The organism is Pseudomonas sp. B611 (assembly GCF_055407965.1).
Map to the genome: position 1 here is coordinate 517,435 of NZ_JBUZST010000001.1, position 24,807 is coordinate 542,241.

A 24,807-nucleotide genomic window follows, 5' to 3' on the forward strand; every position below is an offset into this window, starting at 1 on the left:
AGCCCTGTAAGCAACAACCTCAATAGGATAGAGGTCAGGCGCCGACATGGGTATCGACCTGGCGCTGCACCTCTTCCAGCTTGTGTTGCGCCGCAGCCAGCGCTTCTGCGTCGACGCCCGGTTGGCGCTGTAATTTGCTGACATCCGCGCGGGCGTAGGCCAGGGCGGTTTTCAACTGGCGCAACTGGGCATCAATGGGGCGTTTTTCCACGCGCTGCAAGTCGGGGCGGGGTTGCTCGGAGATCGCCTCGACGTCATGCAGGGTTTGCTCGGCAGCGGTCAATGCCGCGCTGAGCGTTGCCAGCTGTTGCTCGTCGACGCACTGCTCTTGAGCCTTTTTCAACTCGGCGCGCCGCATGGCCAACTGGATTTTCGCGCGCTTGAGCTCGGGGTCTTTGTTGGCAGGGAGCGGAGGCGGGCTGCTCGCTTCTAGCGCCGCCAATGCTTGCTCCGCGGCTTCGAACTGTTGTTGCAGGATGATCAGCTGCGATTGTTGCTCAAACGTTGGCGGATGGCCGAAGGCTTTCAAGGATTTGTGCAACTGCGCACGGCTCATGGCGACGCCGATCTTGGCTTTCTTGATTGCTGCATCCGAGGCAGCTTGCCCTGCATCTGCGGGTGCAGTGTGCGTCGGCACCGCGCGTTTGGCCCGTGCCAGGCGTTCTGCTAGCTGGCGTTGCTCTTCCCCCTGCAAGCGCGCGTTGCGCTGCTCATAACGCCGCCGCGCCCGGTCACGCTTGAGGCTGCGTTCATGCTGCTCGTGTTCGTTGGTCGCCAATCCACCCACCATTGGCACCAGGTTGACCAGCGGCCGCATATCGATGCAGTCAACCGGGCAAGGTGCCACGCACAGGTCGCAGCCTGTGCACTCGTCGCTGATCACCGTGTGCATCAGTTTGGCGGCACCCACGATGGCGTCCACCGGGCACGCCTGGATGCATTTGGTGCAGCCGATGCACTCGGCTTCGCGGATGTAGGCAACCTGCGCTGGCGCTTCACCACGGCTGGCGTCCAGCGTCAGCACAGGGACGTTCAGCAGGTGTGCCAGACCGACAATAGTCTCCTGACCACCCGGCGGGCACTTGTTGATCGCCTCGCCCTTAGCGATGCCTTCGGCGTATGGCTTGCAGCCCGGGTGCCCGCATTTGCCGCATTGGGTCTGCGGCAGCAGCGCGTCGATACGTTGAATGAGGTTCATGCTGGGATCATTGGCATGCCGGTTAGACAAACAGAGCCTGATTATCCGGCAAGCGAGAAGAGGGGACTAGCGCAAAAGCCCTGTCACCGAAGCGACAGGGCTGTTTTACAGGCTTACTTGATGCGTTGGCCTGGCTTGGCGCCGCTGTCAGGGCTCAGCAGGTAGATTTCTTCACCGCCAGGGCCCGCCGCCATCACCATGCCTTCGGAAATACCGAATTTCATTTTCCGTGGCTTGAGGTTGGCAATCATCATGGTCAGGCGACCGTCCAGCTTGGATGGATCCGGGTAGGCGCTCTTGATCCCGGAGAACACGTTGCGTTGTTCGTCACCGATATCCAGTGTCAGGCGCAGCAGCTTGTCGGCACCTTCCACGGCTTCGGCCTTGATGATCAGCGCGACACGCAGGTCCACGGCGGCGAAAGCGTCAAAGTCGATTTCCGCAGAGATCGGGTCTTTGGCCAATTCACCATTGCCAGCGGGTGCAGCCGAACCGGTGTCGGTCTGGCTGGCGACCAGGTCTTCCTTCGAAGCGTCGGTCATGGCCTGGACTTTTACCGGGTCGATTCGGGTCATCAGCGGCTTGAACTCGTTCAACTGATGGTTGCCGAGCAGGCTGGCGTGGTCGTTCCAGGTCAGCGGCGCGACGTTGAGGAACGCCTCGGCGTCGGCGGCCAGCAGTGGCAGCACCGGCTTGAGGAAGATCACCAGCTGGCGGAACAGGTTGACGCCTGTGGCGCAGATCGCCTGGACTTCAGCCTGCTTGCCTTCCTGCTTGTTCAACGACCACGGTGCCTTGTCGGCGATCCAGGCGTTGGCGCGGTCGGCCAGGCCCATGATCTCGCGCATGGCGCGGGCAAAGTCGCGGGCTTCGTAGGCGTCGGCGATGCTTGGCGCGGCGGCCAGGAACGCGTCGGTCAGCTCTGGCGCAGCGTTCTCGGCCACCAGCACACCGGCGTTGCCCTTGTGGATAAACCCGGCGCAACGGCTGGCGATGTTGACGACTTTGCCCACGAGGTCCGAGTTGACCTTCTGTACGAAGTCTTCCAGGTTCAGGTCCAGGTCATCGACGCCACGGCCCAGCTTGGAGGCGTAGTAGTAGCGCAGGTATTCTGGCGACAGGTGGTCCAGGTAGGTGCGCGCCTTGATAAAGGTGCCACGGGACTTGGACATCTTCTGGCCGTTGACTGTCAGGTAGCCGTGCACGGCAATGGCGGTCGGCTTGCGGTAGCCCGAGCCTTCAAGCATGGCTGGCCAGAACAGGGCGTGGAAGTTGACGATGTCCTTGCCGATGAAGTGGTACAGCTCGGCGGTGGAGTCCTTGTTCCAGAACGCGTCGAAGTCCAGCTCCGGCGTGCGATCGCACAGGTTCTTGAAGCTGGCCATGTAGCCGATTGGCGCATCCAGCCACACATAGAAGTACTTGCCCGGCTCGCCTGGGATCTCGAAGCCGAAGTACGGCGCATCGCGGGAGATGTCCCACTGTTGCAGGCCGCTGTCGAGCCATTCGGCGAGTTTGTTGGCCACGGCGTCTTGCAGGGTGCCGCTGCGGGTCCAGGTTTGCAGCATCTGCTGGAAATCCGGAAGTTTGAAGAAGAAGTGCTGGGAATCCTTGAGCACCGGGGTGGCACCGGAGATAGCCGACTTCGGATCCTTCAATTCAGTCGGCGCGTAGGTTGCACCGCATTTTTCGCAGTTGTCGCCGTACTGGTCTTCAGTGCCGCATTTCGGGCAGGTGCCCTTGATGAAGCGGTCGGCCAGGAACATTTTCTTTTCCGGGTCGAAGTACTGGGTGACCGACCGTTGGTCGATATGCCCTGCATCCTTCAACCGCAGGTAGATCTGGCTCGACAGCTCGCGGTTTTCTTCGGAGTGGGTCGAGTGAAAGTTGTCGAAGTCCACCAGGAACTCGGCAAAGTCGGCGCTGTGTTCAGCCTGCACGTTGGCGATCAGTTGTTCCGGGGTGATGCCTTCCTTTTCGGCGCGCAACATGATGGCCGAGCCGTGGGCGTCGTCCGCGCAGACATAAATGCATTGGTTGCCGCGATGCTTCTGGAAGCGCACCCACATATCGGTCTGGATGTACTCAAGCATATGGCCAAGATGGATGGAACCATTGGCATAGGGCAGGGCGCTGGTGACGAGGATCTTGCGTGGCTCGGACATGGGGCTCGGCTACTTGATGAAACGGAGGTCGGCCACTATAAAGCGCCGCGAAATATATTTCACCCCGTGGAGCTGTTTCAGCATCTTCCCGGCCTGCGAAAGCATGCCGCTGACGGGCGGGAACGGTTAGGATAGCCGCCTGTTTCAGTCAGTCTTTTTTCGGGAGTAGCCCATGAGCGCCGTCAATCGCGCAGCGGTGGAAGCCGTTCTTCGCCAGTACACCGACCCTTATTTGAACCAGGACCCGGTCAGTGCCGGCTGTGTACGTGCCATCGAGGTACAGGGCGACCACGTGTCGGTCCAGCTGGAGCTGGGCTATGCCGCAGGCCTGTTCAAGAACGGCTGGGCGCAGATGCTGCAAATGGCCATCGAAGGCCTGGACGGCGTGCTCTCGGCCAAGGTCGATATCCAGTGCGTGATTGCGCCGCACAAGGCCCAGGCCCAGATCCCGGGTCTGGCCAACGTCAAGAACGTCGTCGCCGTCGCCTCCGGCAAGGGTGGCGTGGGCAAATCCACCACCGCGGCCAACCTGGCCCTGGCGCTGGCCCGTGAAGGCGCGCGCGTGGGCATCCTCGACGCCGACATCTACGGCCCGAGCCAGGGCGTGATGTTTGGCATCGCCGAAGGCACGCGGCCCAAGGTCAAGGATCAGAAGTGGTTTGTGCCGATCGAGTCCCACGGCGTGGAAGTCATGTCCATGGCCTTCCTCACCGACGACAACACGCCGATGGTGTGGCGCGGGCCGATGGTCTCCGGTGCCTTGCTGCAACTGGTTACCCAGACGGCCTGGGGCGATTTGGATTACCTGGTGATCGACATGCCGCCAGGCACCGGTGATATCCAGTTGACCCTGGCACAGAAAGTCCCGGTGGCCGGTTCGGTGATCGTCACGACGCCGCAGGACCTGGCCCTGCTCGATGCCAAGAAAGGCGTGGAGATGTTCCGCAAGGTCAATATCCCGGTGCTGGGCGTTGTCGAAAACATGGCGGTGCACATCTGCTCCAACTGCGGCCACGCCGAGCATCTGTTCGGTGAAGGCGGCGGTGAGAAGCTGGCCACGCAATACGGTGTTGAACTGCTGGCCTCGCTACCGCTGTCGATGCTGATTCGCGAGCAGGCTGACGGTGGCAAGCCCACCGTGGTGGCCGAGCCTGACAGCCAGATCGCCATGATCTATCAGGAACTGGCCCGTCATGTGGGCGCACGTATCGTCCTGCAGGAAGCCGCGGCGCCGGCAATGCCGACGATTACTGTCAGCGACGACTAAGCAGCGTGAAGGGAAAAAGCCTCGACAGTGTCGGGGCTTTTTAACGCCTGCAAGATGCCAGGGTTGTGGCCGTTACGCTTTTGCCCAATTACTCGTGTAAGCATTTGCTTACTTTTTCGTAAGTGTTTGGTTTTTTTACCGGGCACGTATGTCCCGATTTTCTGAAGGATCTTTCTAACTTACTGAAATATAACAATTAAATATGTTTCGTTGAGCGCGCTGGTGTGTCATTCCACGGGTTGGATCCCGTTGAACTTCCTTTGGAAGTCTCTAAGATCAGCCCTGTGTCCACGGATTGACACAGCCATCAAGGAACGATGGTTTGAAGGAACGTCGCAGGATGCGATTCATCAGGATGATGAAAAGGAATACAGGGACTAGGGAAAAAATGTGGGCGGGTCATACCGCCCCTTTTTTTTGCCCGTAGAAAAGTCCCCGGACGCAAAAAAGGCCCCGTAGGGCCTTTTTTTGTTTGGCGGCGGCGCTGTTAGCGCTCGAGGTCTTTGATCTTGCCTTTGACGCCATCCCACTCAGCTGCATCCGGCAGCGAGTCTTTCTTCTCAGTGATGTTCGGCCAGATTTCCGCCAGCTCGACGTTCAACTGAATAAATTCCTGCATCTCTGCCGGGACTTCATCCTCGGAGAAAATAGCGACGGCCGGGCATTCTGGTTCACACAGGGCGCAGTCGATGCACTCATCCGGGTGGATGACCAGGAAGTTCGGGCCTTCGTAGAAGCAGTCCACCGGACATACTTCCACGCAGTCGGTGTACTTGCACTTGATGCAGTTGTCGGTGACGACGAAGGTCATTTCTAATTCTCTCCTCAGGCGGCGGCAGCGAAACCCTTTGTGGCAGGGCTCGCGAGGTTCGGGAGCGATAGTCTGCAGGCCAGGCTAAAAAGCCCGCAGCATCCCAAACCGCGCGAGAGTCTACCAGCTTGCAAGCGTCAGCGTTATATCCGAACCTTCAGTGCATATAACATTTCGAGCGCTTTACGCGGCGTCAAGTCATCCAGGTCAAGCTTTGCCAACTCTTCCAGCACCGGATGGGGCAGGGTGGCGAACATATCGCTCTGGTGCGGTGCAGCGTTTTTGCTCGCTGCCTTGGCAGGGCTGGCGACCACGGTTTCATGGGGCAATGCCGTGGTTTCCAGGCGGCTGAGGTGCTCGCGGGCGCGGCTGATCACGATGTTTGGCACGCCGGCCAACTGCGCCACCGCCAGGCCGTAGCTCTGGCTGGCCGGCCCGGGCAACACGTGGTGCAGGAACACGATGCGCTCGTTGTGCTCGGTGGCATTGAGATGCACGTTGGCCACTAGCGGTTCGCTTTCCGGCAATACGGTCAGTTCGAAATAGTGGGTGGCAAACAGCGTATAGGCACGCAGGTGCGCCAAACGCTCGGCTGCGGCCCATGCCAGGGACAGGCCATCGAAGGTGCTAGTGCCGCGACCGACTTCGTCCATCAGCACCAGGCTGCGCTCGGTGGCGTTGTGCAGGATGTTGGCGGTTTCGCTCATTTCCACCATAAAGGTCGAACGGCCACCGGCCAGGTCATCGCTGGAACCGATCCGGGTGAAAATCCGGTCCACCAGGGACAATTCGCAACTGGCCGCCGGCACAAAGCTGCCGATATGCGCCAGCAGCACGATCAATGCGGTTTGACGCATGTAGGTGGATTTACCACCCATGTTCGGACCGGTGATCACCAGCATGCGGGTGTCATCGTCCAGCGACAGGTCGTTGGCGACGAACGGTGTGGTCAGTACTTGCTCGACGACCGGGTGGCGTCCCTGCACGATGCGCATGCACGGCTCGCTGACAAAACGTGGGCAGTTCAGGTCAAGGTTCAGCGCGCGTTCGGCGAGGTTGCTCAGCACATCCAGCTCGGCCAGGGCGGTAGCGGTGTCTTGCAACGGCGCCAGTTGGCCGATGAGGTCTTCGAGCAGGGCTTCATACAGCATCTTTTCCCGCGCCAGCGCGCGGCTTTTGGCCGACAGCGCCTTGTCTTCGAACTCCTTGAGCTCCGGGGTGATAAAGCGCTCGGCACCTTTGAGGGTCTGGCGACGTTGATAGTCGATCGGCGCCGACTCGGCCTGCTTGCTCGGCAACTCAATGAAGTAGCCGTGCACGCGGTTGTAGCCGACTTTCAAGTTGGCCAGGCCGGTACGGGCTTTTTCGCGGGCTTCCAGGTCAATCAGGAACTGCCCGGCGTTTTCGCTGAGGGATTGCAGCTCGTCCAGCTCGCTGTCGTAACCGGTCTTCAGCACGCCACCGTCACGGATAATCGCTGGCGGGTTGTCGATGATGGCTTTTTCCAGGAGTGCCGCCAGTTCCGGGTAGGTGCTGGTGGTCACGGCCAACTGTTGCAGGTGTGGCGTGTCCAGTTCGGTCATCGCCGCTTGCAGTTGGGGCAGGGCGCCGAGGGCATCGCGCAGGCGCGCCAGATCGCGGGGCCGCGCATTGCGCAGGCCAATCCGCGCGAGGATACGCTCGATATCGCCGATTTCCTTCAGCTGCGGTTGCAGTTTCTCAAAGCGGTAGCCGTCCAGCAGGCAGGTAATAGACGACTGACGCGCCTGCAGCACGCTCAAATCCCGCAGCGGACGGTTCAGCCAACGGGTCAACAAGCGGCTGCCCATGGCGGTCTGGCAACGGTCGACGACCGATTGCAGGGTGTTGTCGCGCCCGCCGGACAGGTTGGTGTCCAGCTCCAGGTTGCGCCGGCTGGCGCCATCCAGCACCACGGTATCGTCCAGGCGCTCATGACGCAGGGCGCGCAAATGTGGCAGGGCGGTGCGCTGGGTTTCCTTGGCGTAGCCGAGCAGGCAACCCGCGGCGCCGATGGCCAGGGTCAGGGCTTCGCAACCAAAACCCTTCAAGTCCTGCACGGAGAACTGTTGGCACAGGCTTTTCAGCGCCGAGTCACGCTCAAAATCCCACGGCGCGCGGCGTTTGGCCCCACGACGTTTTTCCGCTGGCAGGTCCTTTGGCCAATCATCCGGGATCAACAACTCCACTGGATTGATACGTTCCAGCTCGGCCAGCAGGTTTTCCCAGCCTTTGATCTCCAGCACACTGAAGTTGCCGCTGGTGATGTCCAGCACCGACAGGCCGAACAAACGCTCATCGCCCAACACGGCCGCAATCAGGTTGTCGCGACGCTCATCCAGCAGCGCCTCATCACTCACCGTCCCCGGCGTAATAATGCGCACCACCTGACGTTCCACCGGCCCTTTGCTGGTGGCCGGATCACCGATCTGCTCACAGATCACCACCGACTCGCCCAGCTTCACCAGCTTGACCAGATAACCTTCCAACGAATGGTAAGGAATCCCACACATCGGAATCGACTGCCCAGCCGATTGCCCACGGGCGGTCAGGGTGATGTCCAGCAGCTTGGCGGCCTTCTTCGCGTCTTCGTAGAAGATCTCGTAGAAGTCGCCCATGCGATAGAACATCAATTGATCAGGGTGCTGGTTCTTGAGGCGCCAGTACTGCTGCATCATCGGCGTGTGGGAGGACAAGTCGGAAGTGTTTTTACTCATTGGATAGTAGGCAAATTCGTTAAAAGGAGTGGGGCAAAGGGGGCGCTTGGCCCTGCTGATTTTGCGATGGCCGCAAGGTTAACACGCGAGGTCGGGGCTTCGCAGGTCACAAGCGGATAGGTGCAAAGCCGCAATAAATGGCAAAAGATGCATTTTTGCATTTGCCAACCCAAAAAACTCCCGTCACTATCCGCGCTATGCAAAAACGCAACGTTTCTATCGTCTTACGAGAACTGCTGGACCGCGACCGGATCTCCCCCATGGAGCTTCACCGGCGCACCGGCGTGCCTCAATCCACGCTGTCCCGGATCCTCAGCGGCAAGATCGTCGACCCCTCGGACAAGCACATCTCGCGCATCGCCGAGTACTTTCGCGTCAGCACCGACCAGCTGCGCGGGCGCGTGGCCATCGGCGTCTTGCGCGAAGACCTGCGTGACCCAACCCATTCGGAACTCAAGGACATTAGCCTGTGGGACGACGATACCCCCGTGAATGATGACGAGGTGTCGATCCCTTTTCTGCGCGAGGTTGAATTGGCTGCTGGATCAGGAAGATTCGTCATCGAGGAAAGCGAAAAGGCCAGCCTGCGGTTCGGCAAGCGCAGCCTGCGGCATAACGGCGTGCAGTTTGACCAGGCCAAGTGCGTGACTGTACGCGGTAACAGCATGCTGCCGGTGTTGCGTGACGGGGCGACGGTTGGGGTCAACGCGGGCAAGAGCGGGATTGGCGATATCGTCGATGGTGATTTGTACGCCATCAATCACAACGGCCAACTGCGGGTGAAACAGCTCTATCGCCTGCCTTCCGGGATTCGCCTGCGCAGTTTCAATCGCGATGAGCACCCGGACGAGGACTACAGCTTCCAGGATATCCAGGATGAGCAGATCAGCATCCTTGGTCATGTGTTCTGGTGGGGTATGTACGCTCGCTAACCACCTTATGTAAGACAAAACCCGCCAATACGCGGGTTTTTTTTCGCCTTTCAAAAACAGGCGTACCCAATGCCCACAAGGCTTTCGATGCATTGATGCGATTCATGCGTGAAAATAAATGCATTAACGCATTGACTGTATATGCATACATGCATATTCTCCATCTCAAGCCAGCCAAGAAGGCTAGGTGGAGGCAGCAAGGATGCTGCCAAGGAAGACAGGGAAGGCACGCAACATCGGCAAGGACGCCATCACAGCGATGGCAAGGACGCCAGGAAACACCGGCAAGGATGCCGACGCTCTTTAGTTACACCGCATGACAAGAACAGGCAGCGATGAACCGGCCTCAACGGTTCAGAGGGTTGGCAACTGACCCGGGTGTGCAGCGTAAAGCACCAGAAGCAGTTTTCCGGCAGACAGGGATCGTGGTCGGAAAAACATCGAGGGAAGAACCGTACCGCGCCAGTAGCGCCGACAGTTCGCGGGACGCATTACTGAAAAGCCTGGGCAGCCGGGCTTTTTGGAATGCCCACCGACACACGGAAGTATCCAAACCCCGGCACTGTGCCGGCATTGCTCAGCCAGGAGGCGTGACATGACAAACGAGCAGCAAGCGTTAGCGGAAATGCCGATCTGGCTGGTGATCGTACTGGCCCTGATCGGCGGGGTCAGCGGTGAAATGTGGCGCGCCGACAAGGACGGCGCCCGGGGCTGGTCGCTGGTACGTCGACTGGCCCTGCGGTCTGGGGCGTGCATGGTCTGCGGGGTCTCGGCCGTGATGCTGTTGTACGCCGCCGGCCTGTCGGTCTGGACCGCCGCGGCCCTGGGGTGCCTGACCGCCATGGCCGGCGCAGACGTTGCCATCGGCCTTTATGAACGTTGGGCGGCCAAGCGTATCGGCGTCAACCGCCCGGATCAGCAGTAACCGCTGCAAGGACGCAACAAGATGACCTCTATCGAAAAAGTTTCCCAACTGCCCATGGCGATTGAGGATGCGCTGAAGAGCGCTTTCCCACAATTACGTGTAGGTAATCACCAAGACTTCGCCGGCACTGGCGATAAGACCGGCGTGCTTGTCAGCATGGAGCGTAATGGCCCCGGCGTGCGCTCCCTTGAGGGGCGCAAGGCGCATGTGCTGGCTGTTTCACTCAAGGCCACTGTCGCCAGCGGGGCCGCAGCGTTTGATGCGTGCGACCTGGCCAGCCAACTGATGGACCTGGCTCTGGACAACCGCTGGGGCCTGCCGTCGGATCAGTGCGATTTACCGGTCGCCATCGTCGCGGCCCCTTCCGTGCCAATCGGCGCGGAAACGGACTACGACACCTGGACCGTGTCCTTCAGCCAAACCCTCTACCTCGGCCCGCGCCTCCTCGAAGATCCCACAGGCAAACCACTATTTGCCCGCACCTGGGAAGTCTCCGACATCAACGACCCGAATCAATATCGCCCACTCCAGGAGTAGTCCATGTTCGACGCATTGCTGCGCATGCAACTCGGGCCGATCGTCGAGCGCCTGGTGGAAATGGAAACCCAGCTCGAAGACCTGTATCGCCGTGCGGAAAGTTTCTGCCGGATTGGCGTGTGCCAGGAGGTCGACGCCGCCAGCAACACCTGCAAGGTCAGTCATGGGGATTTGCTCAGCCCGACGATCCGTTTTTTCAACCCCAGCGCCGGTTCGCAGAGCGAAACCCGCATTCCGTCGGTGGGTGAGCAATGCCTGTTGCTCAACTATGGCGGTGGGGAAGGGGGAGCACAATCCGTGGCCTTGTTCGGCCTCAACAGTAGTCTCTTTCCGCCGGTGTCCGGCGTGGCTTCGTTGACCCGGCGTCGTTATCAGGACGGCACCCAAAGCGACTACGACGATGCCAGCCATACGTTCAACTGGAGCAACGGGCCGACCACGGTCAACGGTTCCCGCGAACAAGTGAACGTGACCGTCGGCGCCGCCACATTGGCGCTGACTAAGGACAGCATCACCCTGCAACTCGGCGCCAGCGGCTTGTTGCTGGATGCCGCCGGCGTGCATTTGAGCGGCCCCGTGGTGGACCACCAAGGCCGCGTGATCAGCAGCGCATAAGGATTTGCCATGATCGGAATCGATAGGAACAGCGGGGCAGCGGTCGATGACTGGCTGCAATTCGTCCAGCGTGCCACCCGAGCGCTGACCACCCCCGTGGGCACTCGCCAGAAGCGCCCGTTGTACGGCTCGAAGATCCCGCAATTGCTCGGCCAGAACCTGGGTGATGACCTGTTGATCCTCGCCCAGAGCCACGCCGCCGACGCGTTCTACAACGCGCAGAACGGCATCACCGACTTTCAACCCCAGGTCATCGTCGCGACCCGTCAGGGCGCTGGCTTGTTACTGCGTTTTGCCGGTACCTGGAAAAACCGCCAACAATCCTTTGAGGTCGTCACATGAGCATGCTGATCCCTGGCCAGAACCAACTGGCGGAACCGGCGATTATCGCGGTCGATGCCTTCGAGTCGCTATTGGCGGAGTTCAAGGCGTTCGTCGTCGACTACGTGGCCACTCGTGCGCCGCAAAGCGCGGCCAAGCTCGAGCTCAGCCTCGACAATGAAAGCGAGCTGCTGACCCTGGCCCTGGAAGCGTTTTGCGTACGCCTGCAAACCCATGAACGCCAATACAACGCGCGCATCAAGCAGATGCTGGCGTGGTGGGCCACCGGCAGCAATCTGGATGCGCGCCTCGCGGACATGGGGCTGGAGCGCCAGGTCCTCGACCCCGGTGACCCGGCCGCGTTCCCACCTGTGCCGCCCATTCTGGAAAGCGACGATGACGCTCGCCTGCGCTATTACCTGGCACCCCACGCCCCAGCGGCGGGTTCGCGCATGCAATACCGCCGCGAAGTGTTCACCTTGGGCGAGCGGCCAGCGGTCAAGGTGCAAAGCGCCGCGCCGGGCGTAGTGACGGTCAGCTACACCTTCAACCCGGACGGCTATGCCGCGCGGATCAAGGATGGCAACGGTCGACGTACCGCCCCTGGCGAGGTGATGGTCACCGTGCTCTCCCGGGACGGCGATGGCAGCGCCTCTGCCGATTTGCTTGACGGTGTGCGGCGACATTTCGCACGGCCCGATGTACGACCGGAAACCGATCTGGTCACGGTCCAAGGTGCGCAGATCCAACGCTACAAGATCCGTGTGGTCGCCAAGATCAATGCGGGCCCCGACTCGGGGTTGACCCAGGTTGCTGCACAGCAGTTGCTGCAAACCTACGCCGACTCCTGTCATCGCCTGGAAGGTCGGGTCGATCCGAGCTGGATCGATTACGCCATCCACAGTGCTGGCGCTGCGCAGTTGCAGATCCTTGAACCGCTGGCGCCGATCATCAGTTCGGCATTCCAGGCCCCGTACTGCACGGGCGTCGAGGTGGAGGTGCGCACGCTATGAGTGAGCCCAAGACGAGCCTGTTGCCCGCCAACAGTTCACCCCTGGAAAAGGCCCTGGACCTGGGCTTCGGCTACTTGCTGGAACGGGTCACGCCGCCGTTTCCCCAACTGATGGACCCGGATCGTACACCGGCAGCGTTTTTGCCCTACCTGGCAGCGGATCGCGCGGTGAACGAATGGAGCACCACCGCCCCCGAGGCCGAAAAGCGCCTGACCGTCAAACTCGCCTGGCCCACCGCCCGCCAGGCCGGCACTCGCCAAGCCCTGGAAAACGCCGTCAAAGGCCTGCAACTGCGCCCCGAAGTGCGTGCCTGGTACGAGCAGAAACCGCGAGGTGTGCCCTACAGCTTTGCCGTCCGGGTCTGGACCGAAATGCCCTACAGCGAAGCCACTGACCTGCGACTCGATCGACGCCTGGCCGATGCCAAAAGTGAGCGCGACATCTTCTCGGTCTCCATCGGCCTGAGCGCGTCGGGCCGCCACAGCATCGGCGCCGCCACGCTGTGCGGCGAACTCACCACGATCTACCCAAATGTGCTGGCCGGCGTCGAGGCCACGGGCCGCGCCTGTCTGGCGGCCGGGCTCTACACCGTCGAAACCACCACCCTTTATCCACAGGAGCACTAAATGGCTGACTATTACACCCTGCTCACCAACGCGGGGATCGCCTACGAAACCGCCTGCAAGGCCGCGGGCGTACCGATCAAACTGGCGCAGATTTCCGTCGGCGACGGCAACGGCGCCGTCTATAACCCCGATGCCAGCGCAAAAGCGCTGAAACGCGAAGTCTGGCGCGGGCCGTTGAACGCGCTGTTTCAAGATGAAAAAAACGCCAACTGGCTGATGGCTGAAGTCACCATCCCGTCGAATGTCGGCGGCTGGTATGTGCGGGAAGCCGGGCTGTGGACGGATAGCGGGATCTTGTACGCCATCGTGAAATATCCGGAGTCGTATAAGCCGGTGTTGACGACGTCGGGGGCCGGCAAAGAGTTTTACATCCGCTCGATTTTCGAGACGACCAATGCCGCCAATGTGACGTTGTTGATTGACGACACGGTGGTGAAGGCGACTCGGGCGTGGGTAGTGGATTACCTCGCGCAGCAGTTGGCGAAGGGGTCGTATACCAAGGCAGAGGTCGAGGCGTTGATCGCCAAGGCGTCGGCGTTGCCGGTCGGGGCGATGGTGCCGTTTCCGCTTGGAATCGTGCCGTCGGGGTATCTGGAGGTGGATAACAGCCTGTTCAGGGATTCTGTTTATCCGGACTTGGCGGCGTATCTGGCGAAGAAGTTCAACGTTGCTGGCGATGCGGTGGGGTATACGCGATTGCCGGAGTCGCGAGGGGAGTTTTTTCGGGGTTGGGATCATGGGCGGGGCGTGGATGCTGGGCGTGTGATTGCCAGTTTCCAGGCTGATGCGTTCAAGAGCCACACCCATACACCGCCCTATCAGACCGGTATCAACTCTGCGTCCGGCCCTGCTGGTGCTAAAGCTCTCGGTGGTACCATTTTTGATGTCCTTCAGGACGTCGGGTACACGGGCGGTAATGAAACCCGTCCGCGCAACCTGGCGGTGATGTGGTGCATCAAGACCTGGAGCGCGCCGATCAATCAGGGAAATATTGATGTTTCGGCGTTGCTGCCTTTGGCCGTTCAGGCGACGGAAATCAATCAAGGCACTGCGAAAGTTGCAACTCAGGCACAAGTGAGTGCCGGGGCGGATGATGCAGTCGTTGTGACCCCCAAAAAGCTGCGCGCCGGGTTTTCCATTTCACTCGGCATGCCTGGGCATATCGCATTTCCCTCTTGGCTGGGCGGGTTGGTCATCCAGTGGTTTAAAGGGCCCGTCAGCGGTCTCGAATCGGTCGTTTATCCCGCGGTTAGTTTTCCTCTCGCATTTCCCAATGCGTGTCTGATTCCTTCCGTCACGACCATGGGTAATGACACGGTGTTTTCTGACCAGATGTTCCAGGTAAGTAGCTGGAACAAAGAGACCATCAAACTATTTCCTCAGTGGTTCGGCACCGCGAATCAAGGGCTTGTCTTTCCGCTGGTAATTGCAATCGGTTATTGAGGAGGTTCCATGTTTTACTCACCGTCCACCCACGGGCTTTACTCGTTGTCGCTGCATGGCAAAAACATGCCGTCCGATGTGATTGAAATGTCAGAGAAGGCATATGCAGATCTTAGCGAGCGAGGATTCGCAATTTCGGATCCTGGTATTTCTCCAACCGCTGAAGATGTTGTCGCTCGGGAACGAGCCTGGCGCGGTTATGAATTGTCATCAGTGAAGTGGCTGCGCGAACGCCATCGTGATCAGCTTGAAATTGAAGTTGATCCCACGCTCTCCGAGGCACAGTTCAAAGAACTGCTGGTGTATATGCAGGCGTTGCGCGACTGGCCTCAGTCATCCGACTTTCCGAACAGTGAACATCGGCCTGTTGCGCCGTCGTGGCTCGCCAACCAAACCGAATAACGCCCCGCACTGACGGGGCGTTTTCTTTCCTGATCTAAACCCCGCCGCCTAGAGCGGCTTTTTTGTGCATGGAGTGCATATGCCCACCCGCCAAACCTACACCGTCCTCATCCCATTCCCCACCCACGCCGGCCATTGGTCTGTCGTCGGCGAGGCACTCGACCTGCTGGACGTCGAAGCAACCGCCCTGCGCACCGCTGGCCGTCTGGAACTGACCAGCGTCCTCAACGCCACCCCGGCCCCAAAGGCCACCACCGAGAAGGCTGACTAATCATGGCTGAGGTTTTGAACTTCGAGCACAACGGCATCACCGTCAACGCGACTGAATCCCCCGAGGCCATGGGTGGCCTGGGCGATAACGTGATCGGCCTGGTCGGCACCGCGCCGAAAGCCCACGCGTCGATCCCGAAAAATTCGCCGTTCCGTATCAACAGTTTCACCACCCAGGCGTTGCTGGATCCTACCGGCAGCGAGTCGGGCACGTTGTTTCATGCGGTGTACCAGATCCTCAAGGTGGTGAAGGTGCCGGTCTACGTGGTGATTGTGGAGGAGGGCGCCACCCCGGCCGATACCCAGAACAACGTGATCGGCGGCGACGAGCCGGTCACCGGTCGCAAGCTGGGCCTGGCGGCATTGGCCAGCGTGCCGGAAGACCTGACCATCATCGGTGCCCCAGGCTTCACCGGCGTCAAGGCGGTGGCCGGTGAGTTCGCGGCCTTCGGCAAGCGCATCAAGGCCCGCGTGGTGCTGGATGGCAAGGACGTGGCGGTCGCTGGCCAAGTGACCTACAGCGGCGAGCTGGGCGGCGCCGACCTTGGCTTCGACCGTTGCCTGCTGGTGCACAACATGCCGTCGGTGTACTCCAAGGCAGCGAAGAAGAATGTGTTCCTCGCGCCGTCGTCCCTGGCGATTGCCGCATTGGCCAAGGTCAAGCAGTGGGAAAGCCCGGGCAATCAGGTGACGTTCGCCGAGGATGTTTCCCGCGTGGTCGAGTACAACATCCTCGACACCTCCACCGAAGGCGACCTGCTCAACCGCTACGGCGTGAGCTACTACGCGCGCACCATCCTCGGCGGTTTTTCGCTGTTGGGTAACCGCTCCATCACCGGCAAGTTCATCAGCTATGTCGGCCTGGAAGATGCCATCAGCCGCAAGCTGGTCAAGGCCGGCCAGAAAGCCATGGCCAAGAACCTCACCAAGTCCTTCATGGACCAGGAGGTCAAGCGCATCAACGACTGGCTGCAAACCCTGGTCGCCGACGAAACCATCCCCGGCGGCAGCGTGTACCTGCACCCGGAACTGAACAGTGTCGAGAAGTACAAGAACGGCACCTGGTTCATCGTCATCGACTACGGCCGCTACGCGCCGAACGAACACATGATTTATCAACTCAATGCCCGCGATGAAATCATCGAGCAGTTCCTGGAGGACGTTCTCTAATGTTTACCAACCGAGTCAGACAGGCCATTGCGGCCACCCTTCAAGGCCTGCCGTTGTCCGCGACGGTGGAGGAATTTACCCCGCCGAAGATCGAGTTCGACATGGAGGCCATGTCCGGCGGGCGCTTTATTGCCGAGGAAATGGCCAAGGGCGGCAAGGTGCTCAATGCCAAGTTGATCCTGCAAGGCGCCGGCCCGGAAATCATGCTGGCCCTGGGTGTACGCCTGGGTGACGACATCCTGCTGAACGTGCGCGAAGCCGGCCAGGACCAGGACGGCAAGACCTATTTCACCTACCACACGGTCGGCGGCAAGCTCAAATCCCTCGAGGAAGCCAAGCTGAAAATGGGCGACAAGGCCACCACCACCCTGGAGCTGTCCTGCCGCACCTACAACCGCCTGGAAAACGGCATCCCGGTGATCGACATCGACGTACGCACCCAGAAGTTCGTGCTCAACGGCGTCGATATCCTCGGCGATGCACGCCGCGCCGTGCTGATGCCTTAAGGACGATCGAGTTCCCTGTGGGAGCCGGGCTTGCCCGCGATAGCATCACCTCGGTCTAGCTGAATGACCGAGTCGCCTGCATCGCAGGCAAGCCAGCTCCCACAGGGGGCGGCGCTCGCCCTTTTTTACAACGTTACCCAAGGAGTTGCCCCATGGCCTGGATGCCACCGCTGCACCGCCTGCTCTCGCCGATCACCGCCGACACTGGCGTGACGATCGAGCAGGTACAACTCAAGCCGCTGTACTACGCCGCGCAAAAAGACGCGCTGGCCCGGGCCGGTGATGATGAGGACGATCAGTTCTTCGAACTGGCGAAACTCGCCACCGGCCTGTCGGAAAAAGAGCTCGACCAACTCAAGCGCCCGGACTACGTGACCATCGCCCAATTCGTGCATGAGATGTCGACCCGTCCGGCGTCGTTCTTCCTCGGCGAACCGGCGCCATCGAGCCACGAACAACCGGTGCAACTGCTGCTGCCGGTGGATGCCGCCGGTCGCACCCATGCCGCACTCGACCTGGAAATGCCCGCCCTGCGCGCGACCAAGGTGATGAAAAAACTCGCCACCGCCAAGGACCGCGCCGAATTCATTACCGCCCATTGCACCGGACTGATGATCCCCGATCTCGCCGGCCTGACCGTGCCCGACTGGACGGGGTTGCAGGAGCGCATTGACGATTTTTTAAATCAACCGGCGGCCTTCTTTCGCAACGGGACATTGACGTAATCCTCGATGTGGTGCCGCTGGTTTACTCGGTCAATGAAGCGGAGATCCTGGAATGGGACGCCGCCAAAGCCATGCGCCGCTACGACATCGCGATCACTCGCCTTGGCGTCAAACAGGAGTAGAGCGGGATGCAAGAAACTAAATATGGGATGAGGCTCGCCCAGGAGGACTTGCGCTGGATGATCGGCGATGCCGACCTTGGCAATGTGCTGGCGCCGTTCTCCGCCAGTGCGGCGGCCCCCGTAAGCCTGGATGGGGTCGTGCAGCCGCAGTTGGAACTGCGCTCTGCGCTGGTCACGCTCAGTGTGGACATCAACGCCTTGACCCAGGAGCAAGTGCGGCTGCGCGAGACGTTGGAGACGCTCAACAGCACGCTGTTCATCAACGGCGATTCGCTGGTGCCCAAGGCTGCCGATGTGGCCGCGAGCTCGCCGCAGGATCAGCCCAAGGAGCCGCCTGATGGTGTCGTAATGGGCACGATCAAGACGGCCGGCGCAGAGTTGTGGGACGCGCTGAAAGATAAGGCCGCAGAAAAAACGGTTGACCTGGTCATAGACGCGGCCACCAAGAAATACAACGGTCGCAAAAAAATCGGTGGGCGCAGCGCAGGGCTGTACGAGCAAATCCGCCAGGCCTTGGGTGGTTCGTCAAACAGCTTTCAGCCGGGGGCGAGCTCGCAACGTTTTCAGTCCTTTGCCGGGGCCAGCGTGGCAGCTCGCGCATCCAACCCAAGCGCAGGCGCCTTGGCCGATACTGTCGGCACACTGCAATCCGTCGGCATTCGCCGGCTTGGGCCATTGAGAACCGCCGCAGCGGCCGTGGACGTGATCCAGGGCGTACGCAACGGCGACGCCAACGCCATCGGTTCCGGCCTGAGCACGGCGGGTGGCGCGTGGGCGGGCGCCTCAGCGGGGGCTGCCATCGGAACCCTGGTGTTTCCCGGAATCGGTACCGCTGTCGGCGGCGCAATCGGAGGTTTGCTGGGCAGCGAAGCGGGCGCCTGGCTGGGTGACAAACTGTTCGGCCCCAGTGATCGCCTGCCGGCGCCCGATGCCGTGAGCAAAGAGCTCAACAGTGCCCGCACGGATAACGTGCAGGTGTCCATTGCGCCAAGTATCCAGATCACCGGCGTGAACCCTGCCGATGCCCAACAGGTGGTCAGCCAGGTGATCCATGCCCTGCAATTTCAATGCATGCCGATGGTTACGGACGCGCTGGGGGTTCGCCGCAATGCGGCTCTCGCCGACCCAGGAGGTGATTGATGCGACAACAGATGGTTTTGGGCGATTTCATTTTTGGTTTGTCCCGGGGCTTTGCCTATGCCTCGCTGATCCGCAACAGCGACGGCGGCTGGAGCGACCTGGCGATTATTGCCAGCAAGCCGCAATCGCGGCAGAGCGGCCAGAAGCTGGAAAAACTCACCTTCAGCGGCAACGCCATGTACGCCATCGGCATGCAACGCCTGGATGAGCTGCGTGCCTTGCAAGGCTTGCGCACACCGTTGCCGCTGGTGGATGGCATTGGCCGCAACTGGGGCTTGTGGCGCATCAATTCGGTCAAGGAAACCCAGAGCAACGTGATCGATGACGGTACGGCGATGCTGATGACCTGGACCCTTGAGCTGGAGGAATTCGTCAATGCGTAGAGTACGAAGTATCGCCGGTGACTCGGTCAACCTGCTGCTCTACCGCGAGCTGGGGCGTTGCGATGATGTGGCCGAAGAAACCCTGTGGCGCCTGAACCCCACGCTCGCCGAGTACGGCCCGGTGCTGCCGGCGGGTGTGTGGGTGATCGTGCCGGAAATGTCATCGCGGCCAGCGGCGCTACGTCCCGTTCTGGCGTGGGATTAAGGAGGCTGCATGACACATGGATTTACACCTATCGTGGAGTTTTACGGCGCCAACGCGGCATTGCTCAATCAGCGCGTCATGCGCTGGAGCCATACCGATGGGGTCGGCATCCAGTCTGACCGGCTGGAACTGACCCTCAATATCGAGGGGCTGGAAGGCCTGCCGAGTTTGAGCGGCAAGATTGGCTTGCGCGTGGGTTACAAAGAGTCGGGGCTGGTGGAAAAAGGTCAGTTTCTGATCAGCCAGCGCACCCCCGTGCTGTTTCCCATGCGCTTGTTGATTGTCGCGACAGCGGCGCCGTTCAGCGAAAAGGACGCGAGCGGCTATCGCCAGCGTCGATCGGCCAGCTATGGGCCTACCACGCTGGGCGTGCTGTTTCGCCATTTGGTCAGCCGGCATGGGTTTTCGCCGCGTGTGGCGCCGTCGCTGGAAAACGTTCCGGTGCCGCATATCGACCAGTCCAATGAAAGCGACATGGCCTTCATTACCCGGCTGGCCAAGCGTTATTGCGCGATCACCAAGCCGTTCAACGAACTGTATGTACTCGCCGAAGCCGGCAAAACCCGGACATTGACCTTGCAACAGTTGCCGGAGGTGAAATTGTCCGTGACCCAGGACAATCGCCCCGGTGATCCGGCCTTTATCACCGCCACGCTCAACGACAAGACGCGCGCGAAATACCAGGGTAGCCGTGTCACTTGGTGGGATGCGGCGGGGGGCAAGCAGCATGTGGTTGAAGTGGGTGTTGCGCCGTTCAAGGCCGTGCGCCAACGGTGTCAGAACGCGGCGGAAGCCCGTGCCGTCGCTGAAGCCGAACTGCGCAGGGCCGGGCGCGAAGGGTTGGAGCTGCTGATCGACTGCCCTGGCAATCCGTTACTGGCCGCCGAAGGGCTGTTGCGGCTCGATGAGACCTGGCCGGCTTACATGCAGGGGCGGTGGTCGATCACCCAGGTAGTTAATTCGAGCGACCCGGTGGCGGGGTATCGCAGTTCCATCACCGCCGGCGGTTTGTCGGAATAGGCGCTTTTGAGGGAGCGATTGATGCAGATCACACTGGCGCAACTGATGCAAATTCTGCCGGGAGCCCGCCTTGGAGCGGGCGTTTTTTTGCCTGGGTTCAATGCCGCGTTTGCCCTGTATGGGATCGACAGTGCCCGACGCGTCGCTGCCTTTATCGCGCAAATCGGGCATGAGTCCGGCGAATTGCGCTACGTACGGGAGCTTGGGAGCGAGCAGTATCTGAGCAAGTACGACACGGGGCTATTGGCCGCGCGCCTGGGCAATACGCCAGAACAGGACGGCGATGGCCAGCGGTACCGCGGCCGTGGCCTGATCCAGATCACTGGCCGGCGCAACTACCTGGCCTGTAGCCAGGCGTTGTTCGGTGACGATCGTTTGTTGCGGGAACCGACGCTGCTGGAGCAGCCGCAATGGGCCGTCGCGTCGGCCGCCTGGTTCTGGCAGAGCAACGGCCTGAATGAACTGGCCGACAAGGATCAGTTCACCACGATCACGCGGCGTATCAATGGCGGGCTCAATGGGCTGGAGAGCCGCTTACGGCTGTGGACGCGGGCGAAGGCGGTGCTATGGGTTTCTTAGGTGCGTGCCAGCTTCTTGAGACAGTCCGTCACTTGCGCGTGCGATTGGCTCCTGTAGGGTAGGCGAACCCCCGCCCAAGACTGGAGACGACCGTGAAGGAAATCACTCAACTGGCTGCTGAATTGGGGCGCCGTCTACAGGTGCTCAATGCCCACGTCACCACCGCCGAGTCCTGTACCGGCGGCGGTATTGCTGAGGCGATCACGCGGATTCCGGGGAGTTCGGCCTGGTTCGAGGCGGGTTATGTCACCTATTCCAATCGCCAGAAGACCCGACAACTGAATGTGCCGGAGGCCTTGTTCACAAAAGTGGGCGCCGTCAGCCAGGAAGTGGTGGAGGCGATGGTGCGTGGCGCCCAGGAAAAAAGCCTGGCGCGCTTTGCCGTGGCAGTCAGCGGTGTCGCCGGGCCGGATGGCGGTTCGCCGGACAAACCGGTGGGCACCGTATGGCTTGCCTTTGGTGTCGGTGATGACGTCACTGCTGAGCTTGAGCACTTCGCCGGCAACCGCGATGAGGTCCGCCGACAAACGGTAAAGGCCGCGCTAGAGGGCTTGTTGCGACGAGCTGCAGCAGAAATAGAAAATCAGGGGTAGGCGATCCCCGATCTTTGTGGAACAATACTGTCTACTTATACAGGTGTTGGCCGTCAGGCCTTATTGATTACGTGAGGACTTTAATGGACGACAACAAGAAGAAAGCCTTGGCTGCGGCCCTGGGTCAGATCGAACGTCAATTCGGCAAGGGTGCCGTAATGCGTATGGGCGATCACGACCGTCAGGCGATCCCGGCTATTTCCACTGGCTCTCTGGGTCTGGACATCGCGCTCGGCATTGGCGGGTTGCCAAAAGGCCGTATCGTTGAAATCTACGGTCCTGAATCTTCCGGTAAAACCACCCTGACCCTGTCGGTGATTGCCCAGGCTCAAAAAATGGGCGCCACCTGCGCGTTCGTCGATGCCGAGCACGCCCTGGACCCTGAATACGCCGGCAAGCTGGGCGTCAACGTTGACGACCTGCTGGTTTCCCAACCGGATACCGGTGAGCAAGCGCTGGAAATCACCGACATGCTGGTGCGCTCCAATGCCATCGACGTCATCGTGGTCGACTCCGTGGCTGCCCTGGTTCCCAAGGCTGAAATCGAAGGCGAAATGGGTGACATGCACGTGGGCCTGCAAGCCCGTCTGATGTCCCAGGCGCTGCGTAAAATCACCGGTAACATCAAGAACGCCAACTGCCTGGTGATCTTCATCAACCAGATCCGTATGAAGATCGGCGTGATGTTCGGCAGCCCGGAAACCACCACCGGTGGTAACGCGCTGAAGTTCTACGCTTCGGTCCGTCTGGACATCCGTCGTACTGGCGCGGTGAAAGAAGGCGACGAAGTTGTTGGTAGCGAAACCCGCGTCAAAGTCGTGAAGAACAAAGTAGCCCCGCCTTTCCGTCAGGCGGAGTTCCAGATTCTCTACGGCAAGGGTATCTACCTGAACGGCGAGATGATCGACCTGGGCGTTCTGCACGGTTTTGTTGAGAAGTCCGGCGCCTGGTATGCCTACAACGGCAGCAAGATCGGCCAGGGCAAGGCCAACTCGGCCAAGTTCCTTGCGGAAAACCCGGATATCGCCGCCACGCTTGAGAAGCAGATCCGCGACAAGCTGCTGACCGCCGCGCCAGACGTGAAGGCTGCAGCCAACCGCGAGCCGGTTGCAGAAGTAGAAGAAGCCGACACTGATATCTGAAGCAAACGATGACAGTTGTACTGGATACACTCGTCGCCGTTCGGCGCACTGCGATGGACCTGCTCGCTCGCCGCGAGCATGGTCGAGTCGAGCTGACGCGTAAGTTGCGTCAGCGCGGCGCAGAGCCCGAGATGATCGACACCGCTCTCGACCGTTTGACGGAAGAAGGGCTGCTGTCGGAAGCCCGTTACCTTGAAAGCTTTGTGTCTTATCGAGCCCGCTCCGGCTACGGCCCGGCGCGGATTCGTGAAGAGTTGAGCCAGCGTGGCCTGCAACGTGCTGATATCGACCTTGCCCTGCGTGAGTGCGGAATCAGCTGGCAGTCGCAGTTGGAAGAGACCTGGCGACGCAAGTTTTCTGGCCATCTGCCTATTGATGCCAGGGAGCGTGCGAAACAGGGCCGCTTCCTGAGTTATCGCGGGTTTTCGATGGAAATGATCAGCCGCCTACTCAGCGGTCGAGACATGGACGACTGAGTTGTTATCTGGATTGCTGTGGTGAGGGAGCTTGTTGTGGCGAGGGAGCTTGCTCCCGCTGGGCTGCGCAGCAGCCCCAAACCCCCACTACTAAAGCACCCACAAAAAAGGCCCACTATGAAAATAGTGGGCCTTTTTTTTTGCTCAAAAAATCACGCCGGCTCTGGCGCCATCCGCTGCTGCGTCTTGCCCTGAGCCTGTGCCCAGTTCTCCGGCAAGTTGATGAAATCCACCAGCTCGCGCAAGCGGCCCTGGTCGCGACCATTAAAGTTGAACACCAGACGCGTCAGATGGCTGAACCTCGGCTCATCATGTTCTTCGCCGGTATAAGCGAGTTGCTGGAATTCCCCGCTCAACCGCAGGCTGGCAAATTCGCTTTGCAAATGGGCCAGTGCCCGATCGCTGAGAGGGTGATGCATGCGCATCACGAATTCGCGCTTCAACCAGCGTGTGGAGTGGAAGTTGGCGTAGAACTGATTGATCTCCGCCACCGCTTCCTCTGCGCTGTACACCAGGCGTACCAGCTTGAGGTCGGTGGGCAGGATATAGCGATTGGCTTCCAGCTGGTTGCGGATAAAGTCCAGCGCGCCTTGCCAGAAACCACCACCGGGAGCGTCCAGCAATACGACGGGCACCAATGGGCTTTTGCCGGTCTGGATCAGCGTCAGCACTTCCAGCGCCTCGTCCAGTGTGCCGAAACCGCCTGGGCACAACACCAGTGCGTCGGCTTCCTTGACGAAGAACAGCTTGCGGGTGAAGAAGAAGTGAAACGACAGCAGGTTGTCGGTGCCGTCGATGGTCGGGTTGGCGTGCTGTTCAAACGGCAGGGTGATGTTGAAACCCAGGCTATGTTCCAGGCCGGCGCCTTCATGGGCGGCGGCCATGATGCCGCCGCCGCCACCGGTGATCACCATGAGGTCCGATTTCGCGAGCATTGCACCGACTTCACGGGCCAAGGCATACAAAGGGCTTTCGACGGGCGTACGTGCCGAGCCAAACACCGTGACCTTGCGGCGCCCCTTGAACTGTTCCAGTACGCGGAATGCGTTGTCCAACTCGCGGATGGCTTGCAAGGTGATTTTCGCGTTCCAGCGGTCGCCGTTGTCCTGGGCCATGCGCAGCACGGTGAGGATCATGTCGCGATAAAGAGGGATGTTCGGGCTGTTGGGGGCAATCAGCTGGAGTTGCGCTTCGACCTGTTGCGTGAGGTCGGCTCCATTTTGTTCAAAATGGCGGAGCAGGCGGTCATTCGGTTCGTAAGGCATTCAACTTCTCCTTCTTGCAGGGCCCGGGTGGCCGACGAGCCATTCGCCGGAGGCTACGACACTGCATGTGTCGCTGCTTGCCGCTGGGGGCAACCTTCTTTTGCCCTGAAAATGTTACAGAACAGCAGGGGAAATGCTGTGATTGAAGGGTAGGGATGGCTTGATCATGAGCCGGAAAACCCTTGGCTGGCAACCACTTATTGGTTGCTAGAGAGAGTCTA

Annotated in this window: 27 protein-coding genes; 22 read left to right on the plus strand and 5 right to left on the minus strand. The window is 60.4% G+C overall.

Annotation, left to right across the window (positions count from 1 at the left end):
• Positions 1–34 precede the first annotated feature (34 nt).
• Both rsxB and metG read right to left on the minus strand, forming a co-directional pair.
• Complete coding sequence (rsxB, locus tag ACZRMO_RS02420) at positions 35–1,228, minus strand: electron transport complex subunit RsxB (RefSeq protein WP_463971780.1); 1,194 nt, start codon at positions 1,226–1,228, stop codon at positions 35–37.
• An 83-nt stretch (positions 1,229–1,311) separates the two neighbouring features.
• Positions 1,312–3,363, minus strand: coding sequence for a methionine--tRNA ligase (gene metG / locus ACZRMO_RS02425; RefSeq protein ID WP_463971781.1), 2,052 nt, complete (start codon positions 3,361–3,363; stop codon positions 1,312–1,314).
• A 172-nt stretch (positions 3,364–3,535) separates the two neighbouring features.
• Between metG and apbC the strand changes: the two genes are divergently transcribed.
• Positions 3,536–4,630: an iron-sulfur cluster carrier protein ApbC gene (gene apbC / locus ACZRMO_RS02430; protein ID WP_463971782.1), complete on the plus strand. Its 1,095-nt coding sequence runs from the start codon at positions 3,536–3,538 to the stop codon at positions 4,628–4,630.
• A 487-nt stretch (positions 4,631–5,117) separates the two neighbouring features.
• Here the strand turns inward: apbC and fdxA are convergent, their stop codons facing one another.
• Together fdxA and mutS are read right to left on the minus strand one after the other, a co-directional pair.
• A complete protein-coding gene (gene fdxA / locus ACZRMO_RS02435; protein WP_017738276.1) occupies positions 5,118–5,441 on the minus strand; it encodes a ferredoxin FdxA in 324 nt (107 codons plus the stop codon).
• 143 nt (positions 5,442–5,584) lie between these two features.
• On the minus strand, positions 5,585–8,176 hold the full coding sequence (gene mutS / locus ACZRMO_RS02440) for a DNA mismatch repair protein MutS (protein WP_463971783.1): 2,592 nt from the start codon (positions 8,174–8,176) through the stop codon (positions 5,585–5,587).
• Between the two features lie 197 nt (positions 8,177–8,373).
• Here mutS and ACZRMO_RS02445 point away from each other — a divergent pair, with 197 nt between their 5' ends.
• The 21 genes from ACZRMO_RS02445 to recX all read left to right on the plus strand — a co-directional run bounded on the left by ACZRMO_RS02445 (position 8,374) and on the right by recX (position 23,321).
• Positions 8,374–9,108: a LexA family transcriptional regulator gene (locus ACZRMO_RS02445; RefSeq protein WP_463971784.1), complete on the plus strand. Its 735-nt coding sequence runs from the start codon at positions 8,374–8,376 to the stop codon at positions 9,106–9,108.
• Positions 9,109–9,703: 595 nt separating this feature from the next.
• Complete coding sequence (locus tag ACZRMO_RS02450) at positions 9,704–10,033, plus strand: phage holin family protein (protein WP_463971785.1); 330 nt, start codon at positions 9,704–9,706, stop codon at positions 10,031–10,033.
• A gap of 21 nt (positions 10,034–10,054) precedes the next feature.
• Complete coding sequence (locus ACZRMO_RS02455; protein ID WP_463971786.1) at positions 10,055–10,570, plus strand: hypothetical protein; 516 nt, start codon at positions 10,055–10,057, stop codon at positions 10,568–10,570.
• Between the two features lie 3 nt (positions 10,571–10,573).
• The gene (locus tag ACZRMO_RS02460; protein ID WP_463971787.1) at positions 10,574–11,185 is read left to right on the plus strand and encodes a phage baseplate assembly protein V; all 612 of its coding nucleotides are present in this window, start codon (positions 10,574–10,576) and stop codon (positions 11,183–11,185) included.
• A 9-nt stretch (positions 11,186–11,194) separates the two neighbouring features.
• The gene (locus tag ACZRMO_RS02465) at positions 11,195–11,527 is read left to right on the plus strand and encodes a phage baseplate protein (RefSeq protein ID WP_017738269.1); all 333 of its coding nucleotides are present in this window, start codon (positions 11,195–11,197) and stop codon (positions 11,525–11,527) included.
• Entirely contained in the window at positions 11,524–12,519 is a 996-nt protein-coding gene (locus ACZRMO_RS02470) for a baseplate J/gp47 family protein (protein WP_463971788.1), read from the plus strand. The genes ACZRMO_RS02465 and ACZRMO_RS02470 overlap by 4 nt, the downstream gene beginning before the upstream one ends.
• Positions 12,516–13,145 (plus strand): phage tail protein I, encoded by a 630-nt coding sequence (locus ACZRMO_RS02475; protein ID WP_463971789.1) that lies wholly within the window; start codon positions 12,516–12,518, stop codon positions 13,143–13,145. Before ACZRMO_RS02470 ends, ACZRMO_RS02475 begins: the two co-directional genes overlap by 4 nt.
• Positions 13,146–14,588 (plus strand): phage tail-collar fiber domain-containing protein, encoded by a 1,443-nt coding sequence (locus tag ACZRMO_RS02480; protein ID WP_463971790.1) that lies wholly within the window; start codon positions 13,146–13,148, stop codon positions 14,586–14,588.
• A gap of 9 nt (positions 14,589–14,597) precedes the next feature.
• Complete coding sequence (locus ACZRMO_RS02485; protein WP_463971791.1) at positions 14,598–14,990, plus strand: phage tail assembly chaperone; 393 nt, start codon at positions 14,598–14,600, stop codon at positions 14,988–14,990.
• Between the two features lie 79 nt (positions 14,991–15,069).
• Complete coding sequence (locus ACZRMO_RS02490; protein WP_463971792.1) at positions 15,070–15,261, plus strand: hypothetical protein; 192 nt, start codon at positions 15,070–15,072, stop codon at positions 15,259–15,261.
• 2 nt (positions 15,262–15,263) lie between these two features.
• Entirely contained in the window at positions 15,264–16,430 is a 1,167-nt protein-coding gene (locus ACZRMO_RS02495; protein WP_124526098.1) for a phage tail sheath protein, read from the plus strand.
• Positions 16,430–16,936, plus strand: coding sequence for a phage major tail tube protein (locus ACZRMO_RS02500; RefSeq protein WP_463971793.1), 507 nt, complete (start codon positions 16,430–16,432; stop codon positions 16,934–16,936). Before ACZRMO_RS02495 ends, ACZRMO_RS02500 begins: the two co-directional genes overlap by 1 nt.
• Positions 16,937–17,088: 152 nt before the next feature.
• Entirely contained in the window at positions 17,089–17,661 is a 573-nt protein-coding gene (locus tag ACZRMO_RS02505) for a phage tail assembly protein (RefSeq protein WP_463971794.1), read from the plus strand.
• A gap of 128 nt (positions 17,662–17,789) precedes the next feature.
• Positions 17,790–18,923 (plus strand): hypothetical protein, encoded by a 1,134-nt coding sequence (locus tag ACZRMO_RS02510; protein WP_463971795.1) that lies wholly within the window; start codon positions 17,790–17,792, stop codon positions 18,921–18,923.
• Positions 18,923–19,306 (plus strand): phage tail protein, encoded by a 384-nt coding sequence (locus ACZRMO_RS02515; RefSeq protein WP_463971796.1) that lies wholly within the window; start codon positions 18,923–18,925, stop codon positions 19,304–19,306. Before ACZRMO_RS02510 ends, ACZRMO_RS02515 begins: the two co-directional genes overlap by 1 nt.
• A complete protein-coding gene (locus ACZRMO_RS02520; RefSeq protein WP_463971797.1) occupies positions 19,299–19,511 on the plus strand; it encodes a tail protein X in 213 nt (70 codons plus the stop codon). The genes ACZRMO_RS02515 and ACZRMO_RS02520 overlap by 8 nt, the downstream gene beginning before the upstream one ends.
• A gap of 9 nt (positions 19,512–19,520) precedes the next feature.
• Positions 19,521–20,531, plus strand: a complete 1,011-nt coding sequence (locus ACZRMO_RS02525; RefSeq protein WP_463971798.1) for a phage late control D family protein — start codon at positions 19,521–19,523, stop codon at positions 20,529–20,531.
• Positions 20,532–20,552: 21 nt separating this feature from the next.
• Complete coding sequence (locus ACZRMO_RS02530) at positions 20,553–21,110, plus strand: glycoside hydrolase family 19 protein (protein ID WP_463971799.1); 558 nt, start codon at positions 20,553–20,555, stop codon at positions 21,108–21,110.
• A 92-nt stretch (positions 21,111–21,202) separates the two neighbouring features.
• Entirely contained in the window at positions 21,203–21,703 is a 501-nt protein-coding gene (locus ACZRMO_RS02535; RefSeq protein WP_463971800.1) for a CinA family protein, read from the plus strand.
• 83 nt (positions 21,704–21,786) lie between these two features.
• Positions 21,787–22,845 carry a recombinase RecA gene (gene recA / locus ACZRMO_RS02540; protein WP_017738252.1) on the plus strand — a complete coding sequence of 353 codons (1,059 nt, stop codon included), beginning with the start codon at positions 21,787–21,789 and terminating at the stop codon, positions 22,843–22,845.
• Between the two features lie 8 nt (positions 22,846–22,853).
• The gene (recX, locus tag ACZRMO_RS02545) at positions 22,854–23,321 is read left to right on the plus strand and encodes a recombination regulator RecX (protein WP_026136987.1); all 468 of its coding nucleotides are present in this window, start codon (positions 22,854–22,856) and stop codon (positions 23,319–23,321) included.
• 152 nt (positions 23,322–23,473) lie between these two features.
• Here the strand turns inward: recX and ACZRMO_RS02550 are convergent, their stop codons facing one another.
• Entirely contained in the window at positions 23,474–24,586 is a 1,113-nt protein-coding gene (locus ACZRMO_RS02550; protein ID WP_463971801.1) for an LOG family protein, read from the minus strand.
• Between the last annotated feature and the right edge of the window lie 221 nt (positions 24,587–24,807).

What these genes read in the sequence shown, in the direction of transcription:
- ACZRMO_RS02500 (WP_463971793.1), top strand. Translation starts at nt 16,430, where the DNA reads ATGTTTACCAACCGAGTCAGACAGGCCATTGCGGCCACCCTTCAAGGC.
- recX (WP_026136987.1), top strand. Translation starts at nt 22,854, where the DNA reads ATGACAGTTGTACTGGATACACTCGTCGCCGTTCGGCGCACTGCGATG.
- fdxA (WP_017738276.1), bottom strand. Translation starts at nt 5,441, where the DNA reads ATGACCTTCGTCGTCACCGACAACTGCATCAAGTGCAAGTACACCGAC.
- ACZRMO_RS02460 (WP_463971787.1), top strand. Translation starts at nt 10,574, where the DNA reads ATGTTCGACGCATTGCTGCGCATGCAACTCGGGCCGATCGTCGAGCGC.
- apbC (WP_463971782.1), top strand. Translation starts at nt 3,536, where the DNA reads ATGAGCGCCGTCAATCGCGCAGCGGTGGAAGCCGTTCTTCGCCAGTAC.
- ACZRMO_RS02485 (WP_463971791.1), top strand. Translation starts at nt 14,598, where the DNA reads ATGTTTTACTCACCGTCCACCCACGGGCTTTACTCGTTGTCGCTGCAT.
- ACZRMO_RS02450 (WP_463971785.1), top strand. Translation starts at nt 9,704, where the DNA reads ATGACAAACGAGCAGCAAGCGTTAGCGGAAATGCCGATCTGGCTGGTG.
- ACZRMO_RS02470 (WP_463971788.1), top strand. Translation starts at nt 11,524, where the DNA reads ATGAGCATGCTGATCCCTGGCCAGAACCAACTGGCGGAACCGGCGATT.
- ACZRMO_RS02445 (WP_463971784.1), top strand. Translation starts at nt 8,374, where the DNA reads ATGCAAAAACGCAACGTTTCTATCGTCTTACGAGAACTGCTGGACCGC.
- ACZRMO_RS02475 (WP_463971789.1), top strand. Translation starts at nt 12,516, where the DNA reads ATGAGTGAGCCCAAGACGAGCCTGTTGCCCGCCAACAGTTCACCCCTG.
- ACZRMO_RS02465 (WP_017738269.1), top strand. Translation starts at nt 11,195, where the DNA reads ATGATCGGAATCGATAGGAACAGCGGGGCAGCGGTCGATGACTGGCTG.
- ACZRMO_RS02505 (WP_463971794.1), top strand. Translation starts at nt 17,089, where the DNA reads ATGGCCTGGATGCCACCGCTGCACCGCCTGCTCTCGCCGATCACCGCC.
- ACZRMO_RS02530 (WP_463971799.1), top strand. Translation starts at nt 20,553, where the DNA reads ATGCAGATCACACTGGCGCAACTGATGCAAATTCTGCCGGGAGCCCGC.
- ACZRMO_RS02520 (WP_463971797.1), top strand. Translation starts at nt 19,299, where the DNA reads ATGCGTAGAGTACGAAGTATCGCCGGTGACTCGGTCAACCTGCTGCTC.
- ACZRMO_RS02510 (WP_463971795.1), top strand. Translation starts at nt 17,790, where the DNA reads ATGCAAGAAACTAAATATGGGATGAGGCTCGCCCAGGAGGACTTGCGC.
- ACZRMO_RS02480 (WP_463971790.1), top strand. Translation starts at nt 13,146, where the DNA reads ATGGCTGACTATTACACCCTGCTCACCAACGCGGGGATCGCCTACGAA.
- recA (WP_017738252.1), top strand. Translation starts at nt 21,787, where the DNA reads ATGGACGACAACAAGAAGAAAGCCTTGGCTGCGGCCCTGGGTCAGATC.
- ACZRMO_RS02515 (WP_463971796.1), top strand. Translation starts at nt 18,923, where the DNA reads ATGCGACAACAGATGGTTTTGGGCGATTTCATTTTTGGTTTGTCCCGG.
- ACZRMO_RS02490 (WP_463971792.1), top strand. Translation starts at nt 15,070, where the DNA reads ATGCCCACCCGCCAAACCTACACCGTCCTCATCCCATTCCCCACCCAC.
- ACZRMO_RS02495 (WP_124526098.1), top strand. Translation starts at nt 15,264, where the DNA reads ATGGCTGAGGTTTTGAACTTCGAGCACAACGGCATCACCGTCAACGCG.
- ACZRMO_RS02455 (WP_463971786.1), top strand. Translation starts at nt 10,055, where the DNA reads ATGACCTCTATCGAAAAAGTTTCCCAACTGCCCATGGCGATTGAGGAT.
- metG (WP_463971781.1), bottom strand. Translation starts at nt 3,363, where the DNA reads ATGTCCGAGCCACGCAAGATCCTCGTCACCAGCGCCCTGCCCTATGCC.
- ACZRMO_RS02550 (WP_463971801.1), bottom strand. Translation starts at nt 24,586, where the DNA reads ATGCCTTACGAACCGAATGACCGCCTGCTCCGCCATTTTGAACAAAAT.
- mutS (WP_463971783.1), bottom strand. Translation starts at nt 8,176, where the DNA reads ATGAGTAAAAACACTTCCGACTTGTCCTCCCACACGCCGATGATGCAG.
- ACZRMO_RS02525 (WP_463971798.1), top strand. Translation starts at nt 19,521, where the DNA reads ATGACACATGGATTTACACCTATCGTGGAGTTTTACGGCGCCAACGCG.